Source organism: Colwellia echini, assembly GCF_002843355.2.
In the GTDB taxonomy this organism is placed as follows: Bacteria; Pseudomonadota; Gammaproteobacteria; order Enterobacterales; family Alteromonadaceae; genus Colwellia; species Colwellia echini.
Genome location: NZ_PJAI02000002.1, coordinates 69,542 through 89,113, shown reverse-complemented (window position 1 = coordinate 89,113; position 19,572 = coordinate 69,542). Strand labels below are relative to the sequence as shown.

Below are 19,572 nucleotides of genomic sequence, written 5' to 3'. Positions count from 1 at the left end.
CTTAGTTTTGGCGAGTTATATGTAAACTCTTCTAGCTTAAATGCCCAAGCCTTAAATTATAAAAATAAGAATTGGCATCCCTAAGGGGATTCGAACCCCTGTTACCGCCGTGAAAGGGCGGTGTCCTAGGCCTCTAGACGATAGGGACACAGACATAACAATCATTTGTTATTTCAGAACATTTTTCTAAAACACTTAGTTTTTTATAAGTCTAAGTAACTTAATTGCCTTTACCTTACAAATATCATAACTGATAATAATAAAGTAAAGATAATAGTGGCATCCCTAAGGGGATTCGAACCCCTGTTACCGCCGTGAAAGGGCGGTGTCCTAGGCCTCTAGACGATAGGGACACAAGGTAGTTATACAAATTGTAAAACTAACTAAACTATCTATTTTTCGTTATTAAATTAGTTATAAAAACTAATTGTAAAAGTAACGAAAAACCTAACTTGGTGGAGCTATGCGGGATCGAACCGCAGACCTCTTCGCTGCCAGCGAAGCGCTCTCCCAGCTGAGCTATAGCCCCGAAATATTCGGGTTATTTAATAACTGGCCTAATAGCTATTAAACATGCTCGCAACGAGTGGACCTAACACTTGCTGAAAACGAGGCGCATTCTAAGCAGCAGCTTAGAAACTGTCAACACTTATTTGTAAAAAAAGACATTTTTATAGTTAGAAACGACTTAACTGATTGCATAACAACCAAGGTGGTCATTTATTATCTAATTCAAGACCTATTCATCGATAATCGACAAATAAATAATCACCTTAAATAAGCTAACATTTTGTAAATATAGTATAATTGCAAACCAAGTCTTAATATTTACACTTTCAATTATATTTAAATGATAGCGCGTCGATGATTGCGTGTCTGATAACTCGTCAATATAATTTCACTTAAGTTACTTTAACTTAAATACCAGTGCAGAATAAGCATAATAGTACAGCAAGGCTACTCATTTATCGATTATGGTATTACTTTATTTATTTACCAATTAACGTTAATCTTTATAATACTCAGCCATACCATAATGAAATAAAACAGTATGCAGCTTAAAAAAATTAACATTGTCGCCATTGGCGGCGGACACGGTTTAGGCCGTGTACTCTCCACCCTCTCCTTCATGGGTAATAAATTAACAGGTATAGTGACCACTACAGATAATGGTGGTTCTACTGGCAGATTAAGAAAAAGAAGTAGTACTATTGCATGGGGCGACTTACGTAATTGTTTAACCGAACTGGTTGATGAAAACTCTATTGGTAGTCAATTGTTTAACTTTCGCTTTAAAGGAGAAGATGAACTTGGCGGCCACAACTTAGGTAATTTAATTCTTTACGGACTAGGTAAAATTCAATCAAGCCCTATGGAGTCTATCACCTTAGTTCGCAGCATATTACGTGTAAAAACTAAAGTGTTACCTATGTCAGAAACACCAACAGATTTAATGGCTTTTTATCCTGAAGGGCTTTGTCGCTTAGGTGAAATGTCTGTTGATGAAATGCCAATAATGCCAACTGACCTTATGTTAGCGCCATTAGTTAAAGCGGTTGAACCTTGTATCGATGCTTTAGATAACGCCGATTTAATTATTTTAGGACCTGGTAGCTTTTTAACGAGTGTGGTGCCACCACTTTTAATCATGGATATTGCAAAAGCCATAGACAAAAGTAAGGCACACTGTGTATTTATAGACAATATAGTGGCTGAACACAGTCCAGCTGCTACCTTAACACTCGATGAAAAACTTGATTGGATTGAACGTAATATTGGTTGTATGCCAATTGACACTGTTATTTGCCAAGATAAAAATATCAGCTCTGATAGAGTAAAAATTATTTGCCAAGATTTAGCGCATAATAATTTCGAGCATTATCACGATAATGAGAAGTTGTTGCATGCTTTAGAAGTGTGTGTAAGACAAATTCCTTTAGATGAAAGTCATGCCGGCTAGCTTTTAAGCGGATAAGTGACCCTAGAAAATAGCGAGCAGTTGCTCGCTATTGCTCAAACAAGTACTAACTTAAGCACTAACTTATTCATGACTAACTACTGAGCTATATAATTATTTGTGTACTGATTTAATCCAAGATTTTAAAGTAATAAATATATATAACAGGTCGACAAACTTAGCCCTTATTAAACTTACTTGTTATCGTCTTGACTAATTCTACTCGCTACAGCGCCCTTTTGACCACGATATTTAGCATCTTCACGGGTGTTATAAGGACGTGCGGCACTTGACGACATGGTCTCAAAGTTTAACGCCGCTATTTTCATTTTCGGACGTAATGCAAGCGGTAGTTTGCCGCTGTTATAAAATTCTAAAACAATTTGACCAGACCAACCTGGATCGATGCGATGTGCCGTTACATGTACCATTAAACCTAAACGCGCTAATGACGAACGGCCATCGAGCCAACCAACAATATTGTCAGGCAAAGTAACAGATTCAAAAGTTACCGCTAATGCTAATTCACCAGGATGCAAGAAAAAAGCTTCCCCATCTGCAATATGAATTTCATCACTCATGATAGAATTCATCGCATCTTGTACAGCCCCTTTAGGTGCACTTAAATCGATATAAGGAGCGGTATGGTCTTGAAAAACTCTAAATTCATTACCTAAACGAATATCAACACTAACGCCTGAGATCATTGAACTGTCGGGTTTTGGTACAATGATGATTGCTTCATCATCAAGGTATTGTTCTATATCTTTATCACTTAATCTCATAATGCCGGGTCTTTATATTAGTTTACTTTATTGTTAGTTTACTTCACGTTAAACCGTTGGAAGCTTTATATTCTAGTTTTATTAAGCGTACTTAAATAGCTGTTACTTTCTAACCACATCTGCATTTAACGAACTTGCAGTGTCGCATTGTAAAAATAATTGCGCAGAAATATTTCTAGCTATTTTACGGTAATGATTAGCTATTTCACCAGCGCTATTTTCAATTATCTCTGATTCACCCAAATCTGCATCTAAACGAATAGAAATATCCAACGGCAATTGTCCTAACAAATGAGTCTCATAATCTTCAGCCATGTGTTTACCACCAGACTCACCGAAGATATGACTTTGGTGACCACAATTCTCACAAATGTGGTAACTCATATTCTCAACAATACCTAATACTGGTACTTTAACTTTATCAAACATTGCAATACCTTTAACTGCATCGATTAAGGCAATATCTTGTGGCGTGGTTACAATAACCGCAGCAGCTACAGGTACTTTTTGCGCTAAGGTTAATTGAATATCACCTGTACCTGGCGGCATATCAATTAGTAGGTAATCAAGCTCTGGCCAGTCTGTTTCATTGAGTAATTGATTAAAAGCAGAGCTCGCCATAGGCCCTCGCCATACAGTTGCATCAGCTTCATCAACCAAAAAGCCAATTGACATGGCACTTAAACCTTTAGCATTTAACGGTGTCATTAACTTACCGTCTTTAGTGCCTGGTTTCTCATTTTTTATACCCAACATAGAAGGGATAGATGGTCCATAAATATCGGCATCTAAAACCCCAACTCGAGCCCCTTCACTCATTAAGGCATAAGCTAAATTAACTGTTGTTGTTGATTTACCCACCCCCCCCTTGCCTGATGCAATAGCAATGATATTGGCAACTTTACCTTGTGTATTGTTTTGTACTGGATTTACAGGCTCTTTACCTAAAGTGAATTGGCGAACCGCTTTTATTGCTAAATTTACCTTAATAATCACCTTACTCGCTAAAGCTGAACTTAGTGTTTTAGCAACAAGATCTAACTCACCTTGACAAACAAATTGCATGGTTAATTCAATGTGGATTTCATGGTTGGCAGTTTTTTCACTAATGCTCAGTTTTTTACAAACCGCTAACACCCCTTGTGGGAAATTATCGGTAATATAATTGTTTAAAGACTCTTTAATAAACTGCTTAGTGTCTGATGCACTAATTAAAGCTTCAGGCAATGAATTAGAGGAGGCATTAGATGAGGAGTTATCCATGGTTCTGGTTGATTTTTCGACTTTTTCAGTCGTTTTTTTCGAGAAAATATTAGCCAATTTTTGACTAAACTTTTGGTTAGACATAGTACTTGCTAGACCTTTATAAAAAAATAACGAAATTAGTTGCATTCAACTAATGAAAATCTTCACTAAATTCTGTACTATTGCCGCCTTTATTACCATCAAAATACAACTATTTTTCATGACTGACACTACTTTATCAAAAGCACCTTCAAACGCTGTATCAAGTTCAACACCACAAAGGCGTAAAATTTTAGTTACTTGTGCCCTGCCATACGCTAATGGCGCTATTCATTTAGGCCATATGCTAGAGCATATTCAAACTGATATTTGGGTCCGATTTCAAAGAATGCGCGGCCATGAAACTTATTTTGTTTGTGCAGATGACGCTCACGGCACACCAATTATGCTAAAAGCGCAAGAGCTAGGCATTACACCTGAAGAAATGATCAAAGGTGTACGTGAAGAGCGCATCAAAGAATTTGCTGATTTTCACATCAGCTTTGATAACTATCACACAACACACAGTGATGAAAACAAAGAATATTCTGAAAAGATTTACAATAGCTTACATGCTAAAGGACATATTAAAACGCGTACTATTTCGCAATTATATGATCCTGAAAAAGGCATGTTTTTAGCGGATCGCTTTGTTAAAGGAACTTGTCCTAAATGTAAAAGTGAAGATGAAAACGGTGATAGCTGTGATAACTGTGGTGCCACCTATTCTCCAACAGAGTTACTAAACCCGAGATCGACGATTTCTGGTGCAACACCAGTATTAAAAGACTCTGAACATTACTTCTTCGATTTACCAGCATTTGAAACCATGTTAGCAGACTGGATCCGCAGCGGTACACTGCAAGAAGAAGTAGCAAACAAGCTAAGCGAATGGTTCGAACAAGGTTTGAAGCAGTGGGATATTAGCCGCGATGCACCATATTTTGGTTTTGAAATCCCTAACGCCCCAGGTAAATTTTTCTATGTATGGTTAGATGCACCTATTGGTTATATGGGCAGTTTCAAAAATCTATGTGATAGAAACGATAATATCGACTTTGACAGTTTTTGGAATAAAGATTCTAACGCTGAGCTTTATCACTTTATCGGTAAAGACATTATTAACTTCCATAGCCTTTTCTGGCCGGCAATGTTAGAAGGTGCTGATTACCGTAAACCTACTGCTGTATATGCCCATGGTTTTGTTACGGTTAATGGCGAAAAAATGTCTAAGTCAAAAGGTACTTTTGTTAAAGCAAGTACCTATTTAACGCATTTAAATCCTGAATACTTACGTTATTACTTCGCTGCAAAATTAACGCACAAAATTGATGATTTAGATTTAAATCTTGAAGATTTCGCCCAACGCGTAAACTCTGATTTAGTAGGTAAAGTAGTTAACATAGCATCACGTTGTGCAAGTTTTATCACCAAGCGCTTTGATGGCATGTTGTCTATTAATATTGACAACCAAGCCTTAGCTGATGAAGTAATGGCTGCCGGTGACAGTATTGCCGCTCATTATGAAGCACGTGACTTTGGCCGCGCAATGCGTGAAATCATGGCATTGGCTGACAAAGTTAATGAATATATTGCTATTAAAGAACCATGGCAGTTAGTTAAAGACGAAACTAAACAGCAAGAAGTGCAAGATATCTGTTCATTAGGCATTAACATGTTCCGTACGTTAATGATTTATCTAAAACCAGTATTACCTGCTCTAGCTGAAAACACTGAAATCTTTTTAAATGACGACCTAACGTGGGAAGGACATAAAGTCTTATTAACTGACCATAAAATTAATAAGTTTAAAGCCTTATTGCAACGTGTGGAGATGGATAAAGTCAATGCGATGACTGACGCTTCTAAAGAAAACATGGGTGGCGCAGCAACTGCAGAAAAGCCTGCAAAGAAACAAAAAACCGCAAAAGCTGCGAAAGTTGTAGATAACTCTGCAGCTCTAGCTGATCCGTTAGCAGCTGATCCTATTTCTGAAGAAATTCAATTTGAAGATTTTGCAAAAATTGATTTACGTATCGCTAAAATCATTAACGCTGAACATGTTGAAAAAGCAGATAAGTTATTAAAACTTACTTTATCCCTTGATGAAGCAGGCACTGAAACACGCCAAGTATTTGCCGGCATAAAGTCAGCTTACCAACCTGAAGACCTAATTGGTAAGCATACGGTAATGGTAGCAAATTTAGCCCCACGTAAAATGCGCTTTGGTATGTCAGAAGGCATGGTATTGGCGGCAGGACCTGGCGATAAAGATTTATGGATATTAAATCCTGATGAAGGCGCTATAGCAGGTATGCGAGTTAAGTAATTATCAACACAAAATAGCTACATAATATTATACAAATGTAGGATTTTTACATGATATAAAAGGTATAGTATCCACTATACCTTTTTTTATATCCGTATTTTTATGACTTTTGATTTAAAAGTATTGGGATTATGTATTCATTTTAAAAAATAAATTTAACGTAAACAATTTCATAAAATCAATATATTAGGTAATCAACCGTGATTAAATTTTTTCATCAACACAATAAACTGTTACTCTGCGCAGTAACTATATCTGTCATTACTACGCTTATCTCAAGTTGTAGCGGTAATTATGCCTTTAATAGTAATGTTAAACCTGACAATGCCGATCAATACTTTAGTGCTAGTAATGTTAAAATTTATAACAATATAAAAGAATTTCCAGGGCCTTTTGAACTCGTTGGTTTAGTCGAAGGTGATGATTGCCAAACCAAAGCACACTTAGCACCACCAGATCCTATCAATGCCCGAACTCAAGCAAGACAATCGGCTTACGCTCAAAAAGCCAATGCGGTAATTTTTACAAGCTGCATTAATATCGATGCGCAACACTGTGTTGCGCAGATAGTTTGCTACGGGAAAGCTTACAAAGTGGTTACATCAAATGAATAATAACTTTAGTTTTACGCCTATCGCTACAATTGAGTCACCTTATCAAGAAAAATTTGCTATACCACGCCAACCTAATTTAGTGAGCGCCGCTAAAGGCAAAGTAATACTTTTAGGTGAAGCTAATAATACTGATCTCGTGCGTGATATCGAACAATTTAGTCACTTATGGTTGATTTTTGTATTTCATGAAACACAAGAGCAAGGTTGGAAACCGCTTGTTCGTCCGCCTCGTCTTGGTGGTAATGTTAAAACAGGGGTATTATCAACTCGCTCTACCTTTCGACCAAACCCTATTGGTATGTCAGTGGTTAAGCTTGACAAAGTCACCCGTGAACACAAACAAATCACTTTACATATCTCGGGGTTAGATTTATTAAACGGCACGCCAATTATTGATATAAAGCCTTATGTGCCCTACTCAGATTCAATCAGTGATGCCATAGGCGGTTTTGCACAAGAACAACCCAAAAGTAATGTTTCCGTTGAATTTAGTCATCAAGCTAAAATAGATTTAGCAAAGTTATCTCATTTATCAAAGCAAGATGAAGGCGATAATCATTTACACGCTGACTATGATTTGATCTTACTTATCGAGCAAGTATTAAAACAGGATCCAAGACCCGCTTATAAACAAGGTAAAGCTGACGATAAAGTTTACGGCATGAGTTTATACAACTTAAACATCCAATGGCAGTTTACCTCGTTAGAGTGCATAACCGTCATGAACATAACGCAAGGTCAATTATGAAAAAGTATGTAATTAAAGCCGCGAAATTTACCAATGAAAGTACACAAACTACACATAATGACAGTTACAATATGCCTGATTGGCAAAACATTGAAGCATTAAACATTAATCAGTTCCCTTGGTATGAAACTGGTTTGCAACAACAAACTCAAGTAAAGCTTTGTGCCAACAACGATACTTTATTTTTACAAATAAACGCCCAAGACAAGTACAGTTATGCTAAACAAACGCAATTAAATCACATGTTAATTTGCCAAGATTCTTGCGTTGAGTTCTTTTTTAGCCCATCTGGAATACTCGGTAATAGTTATCTCAATGTAGAAGTAAATTGTTGCGGAACATTGCATCTTGCCTATGGCGGTAATCGAGATAACCGTCGGTTCATTAGCCCCGAAATAGCTCGAAAAATAAAGTCTACTAGTACTATCAACACATTAACAAAAATAGAAAATGATACTGATAGTAGTTGGACTATCGAGCTAGCCATACCATTTTCTGTCATTGAGCAGCTAACAGAAGAGAAAGTTAATAAAGAAAAGTGGTTTGCTAATTTTTACCGTTGCGGCGGAAGGATAGAACCACAGTATGCCGTGTGGAATAATATCGAGGTATCAACCCCTGACTACCATCGACCCGAGTTTTTTGGTGAGTTATATTTTGTTTCTTAGCTGCAACTCGGGATCGCTTAGCTATTTTATTTTGAGTTTTTAAAAATCAGTCATTAATTAAACTATTAGCTGCCCTTTCTTTAACGCTTATTATTTTACTTAACTCGGATAAGCACAATACTGCAAACCTAATTATCTTGTGCTTTCTTAAATCAGTCGCGTAATGAAAGCTTCCAATACCGTGTTATTTGACTCGTTTTCTCGACTTGCAGAACAATAGCTAAAACGATGTTATATTTTTGTTACTAAGCTACTAATTACTGACTATTCATATAATTAACTAACTCAATTTCATTTTCCCGTATTCATCTAGCCAGCAACACTTGCATGCTCTGCCTTGGCTTATTTAAATATCAAACATGTTTCTGTAAAAGTTACATCGAAAGTTCAATAAACTCCAAAGCTCCATAACTGACATTTTACTTCCTGCCACTTGATAAATAAAGTAATTACAAATCTTTGCAATTTATAGCTTTATAAATTTAAATACTCTGTTAAATTGTACTTTAGTGCTACTTAATATAGGGTGACACAAGAGTAATAAATCCTGAATATTTAAAATTTTTATGTTTAATAACTATTATTCCCACTAAAATATGTTAATATCGTGTTACACAAAAGTAGCCATTTAACAGATATTAAACCTCAAGAGAACATTTTGATGAAAACTGCAGTCAATAAAGAAGCTGAAAAACAAGGCATATCTTCAAAACTTACTAAAGCTTTTGGCTTCTTAAAAACGATTAAACAAAAAATAGTGAAAGAGCGTGCTCAAACCGTTGAAGAAGATGAGTTCGCCAACATGATCTGTCCTTTAACAGGGGCATTAAGTCGTATTGGTTTAAGTAGTTATTTTGATCAAATAGTTCCTTCTGAATTATCTAAGATGAGCCTTATTTTTATTGAACTGGATTATTTTGACGATCATGTTCGTCAATTCTCTACTACGGCTTCAGATAAAAATTTACAAAAAATTGTTAATCAAATTATTAACACCTGCTGTGGCGATAGAGATCTACTTGCACGCTGGAGTTTAAAAGAACTAGTTTTGGTTTGTCCTGATATGCCACTGAAAGATGCGACTAAACTTGCGAATAAAATTAGTCAAACTATCAAAAGAATGACTTGGTCAAAGGGTACTGAAATTACCTGCAGCGCAGGTGCTTCTCAAGCAAATGGCGAAGACTTGCACCATATAATTAGTCGAGCTAAAGAAGAAATACTTAAAGCAAGAAAAGCTGCTTAAATTTTCTTATTAAATAACTTAAATTTGCTAAAATATAAAGTTAATACCATAAAAAATGGCTAAGTAGTTAAACTACTTAGCCATTTTTAGTTGTGTTGTATATTATTTTATCGACTAGTGATCATGCCCACAACTGCTATCAGCACTATGTACATGGCCATGAGTAACTTCTTCTTCAGTTGCTGCGCGCACGTCAACAATTTCAATATCAAAGGTTAATACTTTACCTGCTAATGGCGGGTTAATATCAACAGTTACCATAAATTTACCCGCTTTTACTACGGTTACTTGACGTTGACCTTGCTCTGTTTGTACAACCGCTGTCATACCTTTTTTCCATGTCGCATTTTTGCTAGGTAAGCCGTGTAAATGTTTAACTGGTACACGTTGCTCTAGGCCTTGCTGATATTCACCGTAAGCTTCTTCAGGTTGTAACGTTGCAGAAAATTTATCTCCTTTTTCTTTACCTTCAAGTGCTTTTTCTAAACCAGGTAAAGTATTATTAGCGCCATGTAAATAAGCTAATGGCTCATGACCATTTGATGATTCTAGTTCTTCACCAGATTCATTTTTAAGTGTGTAGTGAAAGTGGGCAACAGTTTTTTCAGCGATTTTCATAGTATTCTCTTCATTATTACTTTGGATTTACGGCTTAATTTATTATTTATACGCATTAGGTTAAGCATATAAGCAAAATATATAGCTATGTTATTTAATGCCGCCATTCTACCTTGCTTAGCCCAGTAATCAATTAAAATAGTCGGTATTGTGTCTCATTACGAGCGATTTACAGTACAAAGTTATTCCATGTATACAACAGTTGCAATGATAATAACTAGGCCCACAATAATAAGATCATCACACTCAAAATAATTAATGCCATTCCAATATATTCCTTCAAAGTGATGGTTTCTTTAAATACACGATAGGTTAAGGCTAAGGTAATGAAAAATTCGACTTGCCCTAACGCTTTAACATAAGCGGCATTTTGATAGCTTGCCCCAGTAAACCAGCCAATAGAGCCTAATAAGCTAGTAATGCCAACAAATAAACATAAACGCCAATGGCTAAACATTTTATTTAATTGTGATTTATCCTCAATAAGCACATAGATGAGTGAAATTAACGACTGTACAGTGATCATAAATACTAGAGTTACAGCCGCACTGATCATTAAGTCGGTATTTAAAGCCAGGCTTGATTCTCGAATCAATAACGTAGTTATGGCTAAACCTAAACCTGCACCTAAACCATAACCAACGCCCACTAAACTTTGCGAGTCAGAAATAATATCGCGTAAATTAAACTTCACTTTAGAAACTAAAAATACACCAATAACACCAACCACAACGCTAAACCAACCTAAACCGGATAAACTTATACCAAAGATTAAAGAACCAACAACAGCCACTTGAATTGCTTCTGTTTTTGCTAAACTGGTTGCAACAGCAAAGTTACGATAGCGAAAGGCTGCAACCAAACAGGCGGTTCCTACTATTTGCATCACGCAAGCAATCAGTGCGTATCGAAGAAATTGGCTGTTAAGTTCAGGAATAACTGCTTGTCGGTAATCAAGTAACCACCACAAGTAACACCAAGCAAAAGGTAAAGCAAACAGATACCTAACACCGGTATTAGCCATAGAGTTAAGTTTACCTGATAACTGTTTTTGACCTGCTGTTCTTACCGCCTGCATGAAAGCAGCCAGTAAAGTAAAATAAATCCAAATTTCCAAAAGTGTTCCCTACTCTATTTTACTGTTAGTTTGTGAGCCATTTGATATATCGTTACTAGACTCTGCAGGTTGCTCATCAAGATTTTCAGTAAACTGATACTGCTTCTCTAAACTACTTACACCTAAGCCACTGAGCTTTTGAACTTTTATTTGTACGCCTATACGCTCTTTTAAAGCATCAACATGACTAATCACACCAATCATCTTACCACTCGCATTTAGGTTATCTAAGGCATCGAGAGCAACTTCTAAGGTATTATTATCTAAGGTACCAAAGCCTTCATCAAGAAAGAGTGAGTCGATACTGGTTTTATTACTTACCAAATCAGATAACGCTAAAGCCAATGCTAAACTAATTAAAAAGCTTTCTCCGCCTGATAAGGTTTTAATATCACGCGCGGTATCTCCCTGCCAAGTATCAACTACTTCTAACGCTAAGGTATCTGTTTGTTGACATTGTAATTGATAACGACCAAATAACCGTTCTAGTTGTAAATTAGCAAGATGGACCAAATTAGCTAATGTTAAACCTTGTGCAAATTTTCTAAATTTAGCACCATCAGCTGAGCCAATAAGTGCATTTAAATGGCTTAAATCATCTAAATCATTTTGTGCTTTTTTGATGTCAGCTAATAAAGACTGTTGCGCTGTTTTATTGGTTTTATCTTGTGTTATTTGCTGTGATATCTGCCCTATTTTTTGCTGACATTGTTTTAATGAATCGCTTAACTTAACTAACGTACTTTCCAATGAATTTAATTCAAAATCTGTGGCTCCTTGCTCGCATAAACTTAGCTTTTCGACATGCAATTTCTCAGCTGTTTTTTCGCTTTGCGCTAGCAATGTTTGCGCTTGCTTTTTACTGTCATCAAGTTCATTAAAAAGTTGCGTTAGTTGTTGCTTTTTCTCCGCACTTATCAACGCTGATAAAAACTGTTTTTCATTTTCAAATTCACTTGCTCTTAATGCTGTCTGCCAAAGTTTATTGACACTTTCCGTTTGTAATAACAAAGCTGACAATTGACTTTCAGCAGTCGTTAACTGGCCTTTACGATCTTGTTTATCAGCTAATTTATCGTTAAATCCCTTTTCAATTAAAGCCAATTCAGCTACTGCATGATCTCTTTCATCACTTATACTTTCCCTCAATAAAACAACATCTTGAAGATTAACATCAATCACTCCTGCTTCAACAAAAAAAGTAACGCGTGACGATTCAAGGCGTGATATCTCACTTCTGCAGCTATTTAACTGAGCGCTACTTTGGTCAACTTGCTTTTGTTGTTGATTGACCTGTTGATTTTGTAAAGCTAGTTGATGTTTAAGCTCTTCAAGTTGTGTTTTAGATGCTTGATAGCTAGTCAAGGTAAATTGATATTGTTGTACTTTTTGCGCTAATGTCAATAACCACTCAGGGTCAATACAGATAGATTTTATTTGTGTAAAATCATCATTATTTTGCGTTATTGGCAGGTGTATTTTTTCAGCTATAATTTGCGAAACAAGTTGTTCATTTAGTGCAGAAAAGTCATGCTGTTTTTGTGCTAAATCATTTGTGATACGGCTAATATTTTCAACTAAAGATTGTGCTTTTTGTTGCCCTATTTCAGCTTGGTTTAACTGAGCCGTTAGTGCTTTATCACTATGGTTAATTTGCTCTGCATTTTGCTGTTGGGCTTGGTGGTTTTCATAGAGTGATTTTTGTAATAATTGTAAATCAGTCAGTTGTTCAAAAACTTGCATTAACGCATTTTGTATTTGCACTATGATGACAAAATCTAACAAGTCTACAGCTTTTCCGTTATTCGCTTTTACAAGCTGAGAATTAAGATTATTACCCATAAGTGCAGCCCAATGTTGTTCAATCTCACTTTGCTCGCCACTAATGCGTTCTAGGTTATTATACTGTGCTTTTATTTGTGCATTAAGATCAGACTGTTGCTGTTTAAGCCCGTTACCCTGTTTTTCAACATTTTCTAATGTTTGTATTAAGTACGCTAATCGTTGTTCATGTTCGTTGTTATCAATTCTCTGATATGCATCAATCGCTGGGTGCTCTGTTGAGCCACACAAAGGACATGATTGATGGGCTTGCAACTTAGCGCGATGATCACTTAGCGCCATAATCGTTTGTTGTTGTGTTAATAAGGTTTCAACATCTTTTTTCTGTTGCTTGGCCACACTGTATTCTTGTCGAAGAACGACAAGTGATTGTTCAATAGCCGATAAAGCTTCTGTATCGTGTTGCTGTTGCTCGCTGAGCTTATGCTGTTCAGATAACAGCACATGATAACGTTTAGCTAACTGTTCAGCTTCTTTTAAACCTACCTGTGTGTTTTGCTGTTCAAGTATCGCTTGATTGAGATGCTCACTGGTTAATTCACTATTTTGTACATTGTGATCGTCTGGGCTATTACCCGAACTATTACCCGAACTATTACTCGAACTATCATGTGAATTATTATGTGAGCTATCATGCAATATAATTTGTGCGCCTTGGCTTTGCTCAACAAGCTGCTTTGCTTGTCTGATTAATTTACTTTTATGTGCCTTTAACGCTTGTAAGTGCCCTTCACTTTCTTTAATCGCGGTTTGTTGTACTTGGCGCTGCTCTTCTAATCTCGATAACGCTAATTCAGCTTGTTTTTGCTCTGCAATAGTATTTTCTATATCTTGCTGCCACTTTGTTAACTGCTGATAATTATTCTGCCATACCGGTAGTTTTTCGTGTAGGTGTGCTAATGACTCTCCGTCAGTCAAAACAGTTTGCTGTGCTTGAACTGTTGTGAATACCTGTTGATGCTCTGTTTCAATGGCGATTAATACAGTTTTACTACTTGCAAGCGTACTATTTTGTGCTGTTAACTCATTTTGTATCGTTTGTAAGGCGTTATTATTGTGTGTTATTTCCTGCTCAAGTGGCTGAATTTTTTCATTGATGACTTGCTCTATGGTTTTACGTTGAGCTTCAGCAATGGCTTGGCTATTTTTTAACTCGGTTAATTTCTGCTCATTAGCCAACAGCGTTTTTTCAATCGTGAACAACTGTTCTTTTTGGCTATTAACTTGTTGTAACGTTTTTTGATACTCAGCTTTAGCATTCTCTATTTTTTCATAAGCCGAGCGTAATGGCTCGGCTACGTTAGCACGCACTAAAGTATCTAAGTCTGCTTTGTTGGCTAACTCTTGCTGAATAACCGCCGTTAATTGTTGCTGAGCACTATTAGACGCTTCTTCATTAGCATGAAAACTAACACTCCAGTTTTTAACTTGTTGAGCTTGATTATATTGTTTACTCAATTCATTTTCTGCTTCACTATTTTGGCTTAATAACGCTTCAAGCTCAGCTACTTTAATGTCATCTAATAAAGTTACGCCCTGACTTTTCGCTTGTAATAGTTTTAATTCATTTTGTGCATTTTTATGATTATCAAAAACTTGTTTAGAAATATCACCATAAACTTCTGTGCCAGTAAGTTGCTCTAATAATTGTGCGCGATCATTAGGCTGAGCATTTAAAAACGCCGCGAATTCCCCTTGCGATAACATCATTGACTTAGTAAAACGTGAGAAATTAAGACCAGTCAACTCACTAATATCGCTACGTACTGTTCTTAACTTATCTGAAACAATGGTTCCTTCACTAGCATTAGCGCTGTCATCAAGTTTGGCAAGCTCGGCAACCGGCTCTAATAAATTACCATCAACTTTATTTCGTGCACGCTTTTGACTCCAAAAAGCACGATAAGCTTGGCCTTTTACTTCAAATTCAACTTCTGCCATACAATGACTAGTATGGCGAGTCATTAGCTGATTTTGACTTTTAGACACAGTTAACCGCGGTGTTTCGTGATAGAGTGCTAAACAAATGGCATCGAGTATGGTGGTTTTACCTGCTCCTGTAGGGCCTGTGATCGCAAATAAACCGTTGTTGTCAAAAGGTGCTTGAGTAAAGTCAATTTTCCAGCTGCCTTTAAGAGAATTAATGTTCTCAAAACGTAAACTTAAAATTCTCATAACGACTTTTGCTCTTTTTGATCTGTATTATTTTGTGTGTGTTTCTGGTGCGCATTGCTATTTTCTGTTTGTTTTACTTGATTCTCTTGTTTTACATTTAATGACAATTCAATCGACAATTGTGCAAATAATTCTTTTAAACGACTTTTACGCGCAATTTCTTCATCCGTTTGCCAGTCAAGTAATGATAAGCGTGAGTCAAACACTTCCGCCAACGACAATTCGCTCAACGTGCTGTTTTCTTGCTGTGAAAATTGTGTTTGTCTACGTTGACGGGCTTTTTTACTACGTCTCACTAGCAACACTTCAAACGGCATGTCCGTAGTTAGTTCAGTAACACGTTGTGACAAGTCACTTAAGTGATCACCATTGTCTATTTCAATATCTAACCAAGCTTTATTAACCAATAGCGTTTGTAGCGAATCTTCTTGATATTTTTTAAATTGAGTTAAAGTCGCTTGTAATTTTACTTCAAGTTCATCTACCGAGCTTTTCACCATATACAATGGTTGAAAACATGGAATGGCTAACTCATCTACTTTGGCGAGCTTACCTGAAGAGAAATCAACAACTAATACCCTTTTTTGTTGACTTGCTTCATCAAAACTTAACGGTATAGGCGATCCGCAGTAACGAATATGCTCAGATTTAGCCACCTTTTGTGCACGATGAATATGCCCAAGTGCAATATAATCTGCAGGTGGAAAGGCACTTGCTGGAAACGCCTCTAACGAACCAATATAAATATCTCGCACCGAATCACTTTTACTATCACTTACCGAAACCCCCAAAGCAGTTAAATGCCCAGTGGCAATAATCGGCAGTATTTCGCCTTCAGGTAAGTTCTGCTCTTTAGCCAAACGTACTGATAACGCTAAGGCCTGTTGGTATAAATTTTGATAATGATCACTGATACCTTGTTGTAAACTTTGTTGTTTATCTTGGGCGGATTGTCCTGCTCGGCTTTTGCTCACATCGCGAGGACGCACAAAAGGAATAGCACAAATGATTGCGCTGGCTTTACCGTGTACATCTAAAATAGAAAATACTTGTTGTTGTAAAGCGTTCGAAGATTGACTCTGCTCATCATCTACTGTTTCCAACGCTTCTTCTGCTATAGAGATTGGGATAACTTGGGTGATGACCCGAGTAGATAAGCTTGCTAACACAGATTGCGATTCTGCTAACATAGCTACTGAGTCATGATTACCCGCCAAAATAATTAATTGGCAGTTACTGGCATGTAGCTTAGCAATAAAATCGAAATACATTTCGCGGGCATAACTTGGTGGTGTAGAAGTATCAAAAATATCGCCCGCAACAATAATGGCATTAACATGATGTAAACTAACTTGTTCTAATAACCAATTGAGAAATTGTTGGTGTTCATTGGCGCGGCTTTTGCCGTAAAAATACTGGCCTAAATGCCAATCTGATGTATGGATAATACGCATAAAATGGTTACAGGCTCTAAGAAATAAAGACATTGAAGGAGTGAGCTTAGTTTACCTGAACAAAAAATTTAAGGGTAGTAACATGCCTTATTAACTTCAGCGTTAGTCGATTTTCCCAACGAATGATTTAATATTTTTTGTTATTTTTAGACAGATTTAATCACGGTGAGCACTTTGTATTAATTTAGGATTAAAAAGTTTAGGGAATAAAGTTTTAGGAACAAAAACACTAAATGAAGCGCACAAAAAAGGCCAGGAGCAATAGCTATCTGGCCTTTCATTAAAAACGTCAGTGTATTTCAGGGCGAGACAATACGACCTAACCTCAGGTTGAATAGTTTAAACTTCTTCCGGTGGTTTCAAAAAATATGACTCAGCCAGAGCATTATGAATATCAGCCAAACGGATTTGAATGGTATCAATATAATCATGTAAATAACCGTTTTTAAGTGCCCTTACATTTTTATACTTCAGCTCTTTAATAGCGTCATCAATAAGTTTAATCAGCTCTGCCGACTTAATAAGCGGTGATATCAACTCTTTTAATTCGTATAAACAGAAAATTATCGATCTTGGAAATATTTCGCTGTGCATTACAAATTCAATTACGTCAGAGCGTTGTACTCTCACACCCATTTGTTGACGATACATTTGATAAGCACTTAAGGAGCGTAATAAACTGATCCATTGAATATTTTCGTAAGGTTTAGCTTCATCACTGATCACTAAACTTTCAGAACGAATATCTAGAATACGAGAAGTCATATCGGCTCGTTCAATCATTGAACCAAAGCGTATAAACACATAGCCCTGATCATGATTAATTGTCGCATCTAAAGCACCAAATATTTGATGCGCTGAATCAATAATATGTTTTAGAAACGAAAATCGTCCACGTTTAGATAAGCCCTCTTTTGAGTTATCTTTAACAAAATAATACAGTGAATTAATTTCTTCCCATACATCTCTTGGAATTACATCACGTATCGTTCTAGCACTTTCTCTAGCTGAAATGATAGAGTTGAGAATTGAAGAGTTGTTATCACTACCAACCAGTAAATATCTTAATGCCTTTTGTTCAGAAAAATCACTATGGTTTTCTAAGTAACTTTTACGCGCACCAATAATATCAACTAATGGTTCCCACCCTGTACTAACCCCTTTGGGTAAGTCCATCATCAACATATTATTAACATTGATTAAACGCGCAACATTTTCTGCACGTTCGATGTAACGAGATACCCAATATAAAGTTTCACCTACTCTTGATAACATATTATTTAGCCTCTTCGTCAACAATCCAAGTATCTTTACTACCGCCACCTTGTGATGAATTCACCACCAGCGATCCTTTAACCATGGCAACACGTGTTAAACCACCAGTTGTGACTTTAGTGTCTTTACCTGACGATAAAATAAACGGTCGTAAATCAACATGACGTCCGTCTGGTTCAATATCATCTAACGTAGGTACAGTAGATAAACTCAATGTAGGTTGAGCCACCCAATTACGTGGGTCTTTTTTAATCGCGGCAATGGTTTGTTGTTGTTCTTTTTTCGTTGATTTAGGACCTATTAATAAACCATAGCCACCTGATTCATTGGCGGGTTTAACCACTAACTTATCAATGTTTTTGATAACATGATCACACTCTTTTTCATCCATACATTTAAAGGTAGGTACATTGGCTAGTTTTGCTTCTTCACCTAAATAATATTTAATCATGTCTGGTACATAAGCATAAACCACTTTATCATCGGCAACACCAGCACCTGGCGCATTAACTAATGCTACATTGCCTTTAGACCAAGCACGCATTAAACCAGGAACGCCGAGTTGTGAGTCGGGTAAAAATGCTTCGGGATCTAGAAATAAATCATCAATACGGCGATAGATAACATCAACACGTTGTAAGCCTGTGATGGTTCGCATGTAAACACAGTCGTCTTTCTCAACCACTAAATCTCGGCCCTCAACTAGCTGACAACCCATTTCCTGAGCAAGATAACAATGTTCGAAATAAGCTGAATTATAGATACCCGGTGTTAATACCACCACCTCAGGTTTATCATCTGGGCGTGGTGACATAGCGGCTAACATATCAAATAATTGCGAGGGATAATCATCAACAGGTAAAATAGAAACCTGTTCAAATAGCTCAGGGAATACGCGTTTCATTACTGAGCGATTTTCAAGCATGTATGACACGCCTGACGGTACACGTAGGTTATCTTCCAATACAAACATTGTACCGTTACCATCGCGTACTAAGTCAGAACCACAAATATGCGCCCAAATTTTATTTGGTGGGTTGATACCTACGCATTGTTCACGAAAGTTAACTGATTTTTCTAATAGACCTTTAGGGAAAACACCGTCTTTGATAATTTTTTGATCATGATATAAGTCATCAATAAAAAGGTTTAATGCTTCGGTACGTTGTTTTAAACCAACTTCAATACCTTGCCATTCTTTTTTACCAATGGTGCGCGGAATAATATCCATAGGCCAAGCTCTATCGATCATTGAGCCTTCATTATAAACAGTGAAACTAATACCCATTTCTTTAATGGCTAAATCCGCAACAGCTCTAGCTTTTCTTAATTCTTCTGCCGACAACTTAGAGAAAAAATGTGCTAACTGTTTACCGTGTAATCTGACCTTCCCTTGACCATCAATTAATTCATCAAAGAAACCATTCGTTTGGTACGCTTTCCAATCAATTTTCATACAC

General features: G+C 36.6%; 14 protein-coding genes and 3 tRNA genes. 6 read left to right on the top strand and 11 right to left on the bottom strand.

Features of this window, described 5'->3' with window-relative positions:
* Positions 1–72: 72 nt before the first annotated feature.
* From CWS31_RS02930 to CWS31_RS02920, 3 genes are all read right to left on the bottom strand, one after another.
* Positions 73–148, bottom strand: a tRNA-Glu gene (locus CWS31_RS02930).
* A 129-nt stretch (positions 149–277) separates the two neighbouring features.
* Positions 278–353 (bottom strand) — tRNA-Glu (locus CWS31_RS02925).
* Positions 354–453: 100 nt separating this feature from the next.
* Positions 454–529 (bottom strand) — tRNA-Ala (locus CWS31_RS02920).
* 522 nt (positions 530–1,051) lie between these two features.
* Here CWS31_RS02920 and CWS31_RS02915 point away from each other — a divergent pair.
* Complete coding sequence (locus CWS31_RS02915) at positions 1,052–1,960, top strand: gluconeogenesis factor YvcK family protein (RefSeq protein WP_101343819.1); 909 nt, start codon at positions 1,052–1,054, stop codon at positions 1,958–1,960.
* Positions 1,961–2,151: 191 nt separating this feature from the next.
* Here the strand turns inward: CWS31_RS02915 and dcd are convergent, their stop codons facing one another.
* Complete coding sequence (gene dcd, locus CWS31_RS02910; protein WP_101343818.1) at positions 2,152–2,742, bottom strand: dCTP deaminase; 591 nt, start codon at positions 2,740–2,742, stop codon at positions 2,152–2,154.
* Between the two features lie 102 nt (positions 2,743–2,844).
* The gene (apbC, locus tag CWS31_RS02905; RefSeq protein ID WP_246143307.1) at positions 2,845–4,089 is read right to left on the bottom strand and encodes an iron-sulfur cluster carrier protein ApbC; all 1,245 of its coding nucleotides are present in this window, start codon (positions 4,087–4,089) and stop codon (positions 2,845–2,847) included.
* Between the two features lie 118 nt (positions 4,090–4,207).
* Here apbC and metG point away from each other — a divergent pair, with 118 nt between their 5' ends.
* From metG to CWS31_RS02880, 5 genes are all read left to right on the top strand, one after another.
* A complete protein-coding gene (metG, locus tag CWS31_RS02900) occupies positions 4,208–6,355 on the top strand; it encodes a methionine--tRNA ligase (protein ID WP_101343906.1) in 2,148 nt (715 codons plus the stop codon).
* A gap of 200 nt (positions 6,356–6,555) precedes the next feature.
* Complete coding sequence (gene rcsF / locus CWS31_RS02895) at positions 6,556–6,969, top strand: Rcs stress response system protein RcsF (RefSeq protein ID WP_246143306.1); 414 nt, start codon at positions 6,556–6,558, stop codon at positions 6,967–6,969.
* On the top strand, positions 6,962–7,717 hold the full coding sequence (tsaA, locus tag CWS31_RS02890) for a tRNA (N6-threonylcarbamoyladenosine(37)-N6)-methyltransferase TrmO (RefSeq protein ID WP_101343817.1): 756 nt from the start codon (positions 6,962–6,964) through the stop codon (positions 7,715–7,717). Before rcsF ends, tsaA begins: the two co-directional genes overlap by 8 nt.
* Positions 7,714–8,385, top strand: a complete 672-nt coding sequence (locus CWS31_RS02885; RefSeq protein ID WP_246143304.1) for a carbohydrate-binding family 9-like protein — start codon at positions 7,714–7,716, stop codon at positions 8,383–8,385. The genes tsaA and CWS31_RS02885 overlap by 4 nt, the downstream gene beginning before the upstream one ends.
* Before the next feature lie 661 nt (positions 8,386–9,046).
* The gene (locus CWS31_RS02880) at positions 9,047–9,631 is read left to right on the top strand and encodes a GGDEF domain-containing protein (protein ID WP_101343816.1); all 585 of its coding nucleotides are present in this window, start codon (positions 9,047–9,049) and stop codon (positions 9,629–9,631) included.
* Positions 9,632–9,745: 114 nt separating this feature from the next.
* Here CWS31_RS02880 and CWS31_RS02875 read toward each other — a convergent pair whose 3' ends face one another.
* From CWS31_RS02875 to CWS31_RS02850, 6 genes are all read right to left on the bottom strand, one after another.
* Positions 9,746–10,249, bottom strand: coding sequence for an FKBP-type peptidyl-prolyl cis-trans isomerase (locus CWS31_RS02875; protein ID WP_101343815.1), 504 nt, complete (start codon positions 10,247–10,249; stop codon positions 9,746–9,748).
* A 217-nt stretch (positions 10,250–10,466) separates the two neighbouring features.
* Positions 10,467–11,366 (bottom strand): DMT family transporter, encoded by a 900-nt coding sequence (locus CWS31_RS02870; protein WP_101343814.1) that lies wholly within the window; start codon positions 11,364–11,366, stop codon positions 10,467–10,469.
* Positions 11,367–11,375: 9 nt separating this feature from the next.
* Positions 11,376–15,383, bottom strand: coding sequence for an AAA family ATPase (locus CWS31_RS02865; RefSeq protein WP_101343813.1), 4,008 nt, complete (start codon positions 15,381–15,383; stop codon positions 11,376–11,378).
* On the bottom strand, positions 15,380–16,837 hold the full coding sequence (gene sbcD, locus CWS31_RS02860) for an exonuclease subunit SbcD (protein WP_101343812.1): 1,458 nt from the start codon (positions 16,835–16,837) through the stop codon (positions 15,380–15,382). Before sbcD ends, CWS31_RS02865 begins: the two co-directional genes overlap by 4 nt.
* Positions 16,838–17,176: 339 nt before the next feature.
* A complete protein-coding gene (locus tag CWS31_RS02855; RefSeq protein WP_101343811.1) occupies positions 17,177–18,112 on the bottom strand; it encodes an alpha-E domain-containing protein in 936 nt (311 codons plus the stop codon).
* Position 18,113: 1 nt separating this feature from the next.
* A complete protein-coding gene (locus CWS31_RS02850) occupies positions 18,114–19,568 on the bottom strand; it encodes a circularly permuted type 2 ATP-grasp protein (protein ID WP_101343810.1) in 1,455 nt (484 codons plus the stop codon).
* Positions 19,569–19,572: the final 4 nt, after the last annotated feature.

Excerpts from the sequence above, each read along its gene's own strand:
- CWS31_RS02915 (WP_101343819.1), top strand. The coding sequence starts at position 1,052 with ATGCAGCTTAAAAAAATTAACATTGTCGCCATTGGCGGCGGACACGGT.
- dcd (WP_101343818.1), bottom strand. The coding sequence starts at position 2,742 with ATGAGATTAAGTGATAAAGATATAGAACAATACCTTGATGATGAAGCA.
- apbC (WP_246143307.1), bottom strand. The coding sequence starts at position 4,089 with ATGTCTAACCAAAAGTTTAGTCAAAAATTGGCTAATATTTTCTCGAAA.
- metG (WP_101343906.1), top strand. The coding sequence starts at position 4,208 with ATGACTGACACTACTTTATCAAAAGCACCTTCAAACGCTGTATCAAGT.
- tsaA (WP_101343817.1), top strand. The coding sequence starts at position 6,962 with ATGAATAATAACTTTAGTTTTACGCCTATCGCTACAATTGAGTCACCT.
- CWS31_RS02885 (WP_246143304.1), top strand. The coding sequence starts at position 7,714 with ATGAAAAAGTATGTAATTAAAGCCGCGAAATTTACCAATGAAAGTACA.
- CWS31_RS02880 (WP_101343816.1), top strand. The coding sequence starts at position 9,047 with ATGAAAACTGCAGTCAATAAAGAAGCTGAAAAACAAGGCATATCTTCA.
- CWS31_RS02875 (WP_101343815.1), bottom strand. The coding sequence starts at position 10,249 with ATGAAAATCGCTGAAAAAACTGTTGCCCACTTTCACTACACACTTAAA.
- CWS31_RS02865 (WP_101343813.1), bottom strand. The coding sequence starts at position 15,383 with ATGAGAATTTTAAGTTTACGTTTTGAGAACATTAATTCTCTTAAAGGC.
- sbcD (WP_101343812.1), bottom strand. The coding sequence starts at position 16,837 with ATGCGTATTATCCATACATCAGATTGGCATTTAGGCCAGTATTTTTAC.
- CWS31_RS02855 (WP_101343811.1), bottom strand. The coding sequence starts at position 18,112 with ATGTTATCAAGAGTAGGTGAAACTTTATATTGGGTATCTCGTTACATC.
- CWS31_RS02850 (WP_101343810.1), bottom strand. The coding sequence starts at position 19,568 with ATGAAAATTGATTGGAAAGCGTACCAAACGAATGGTTTCTTTGATGAA.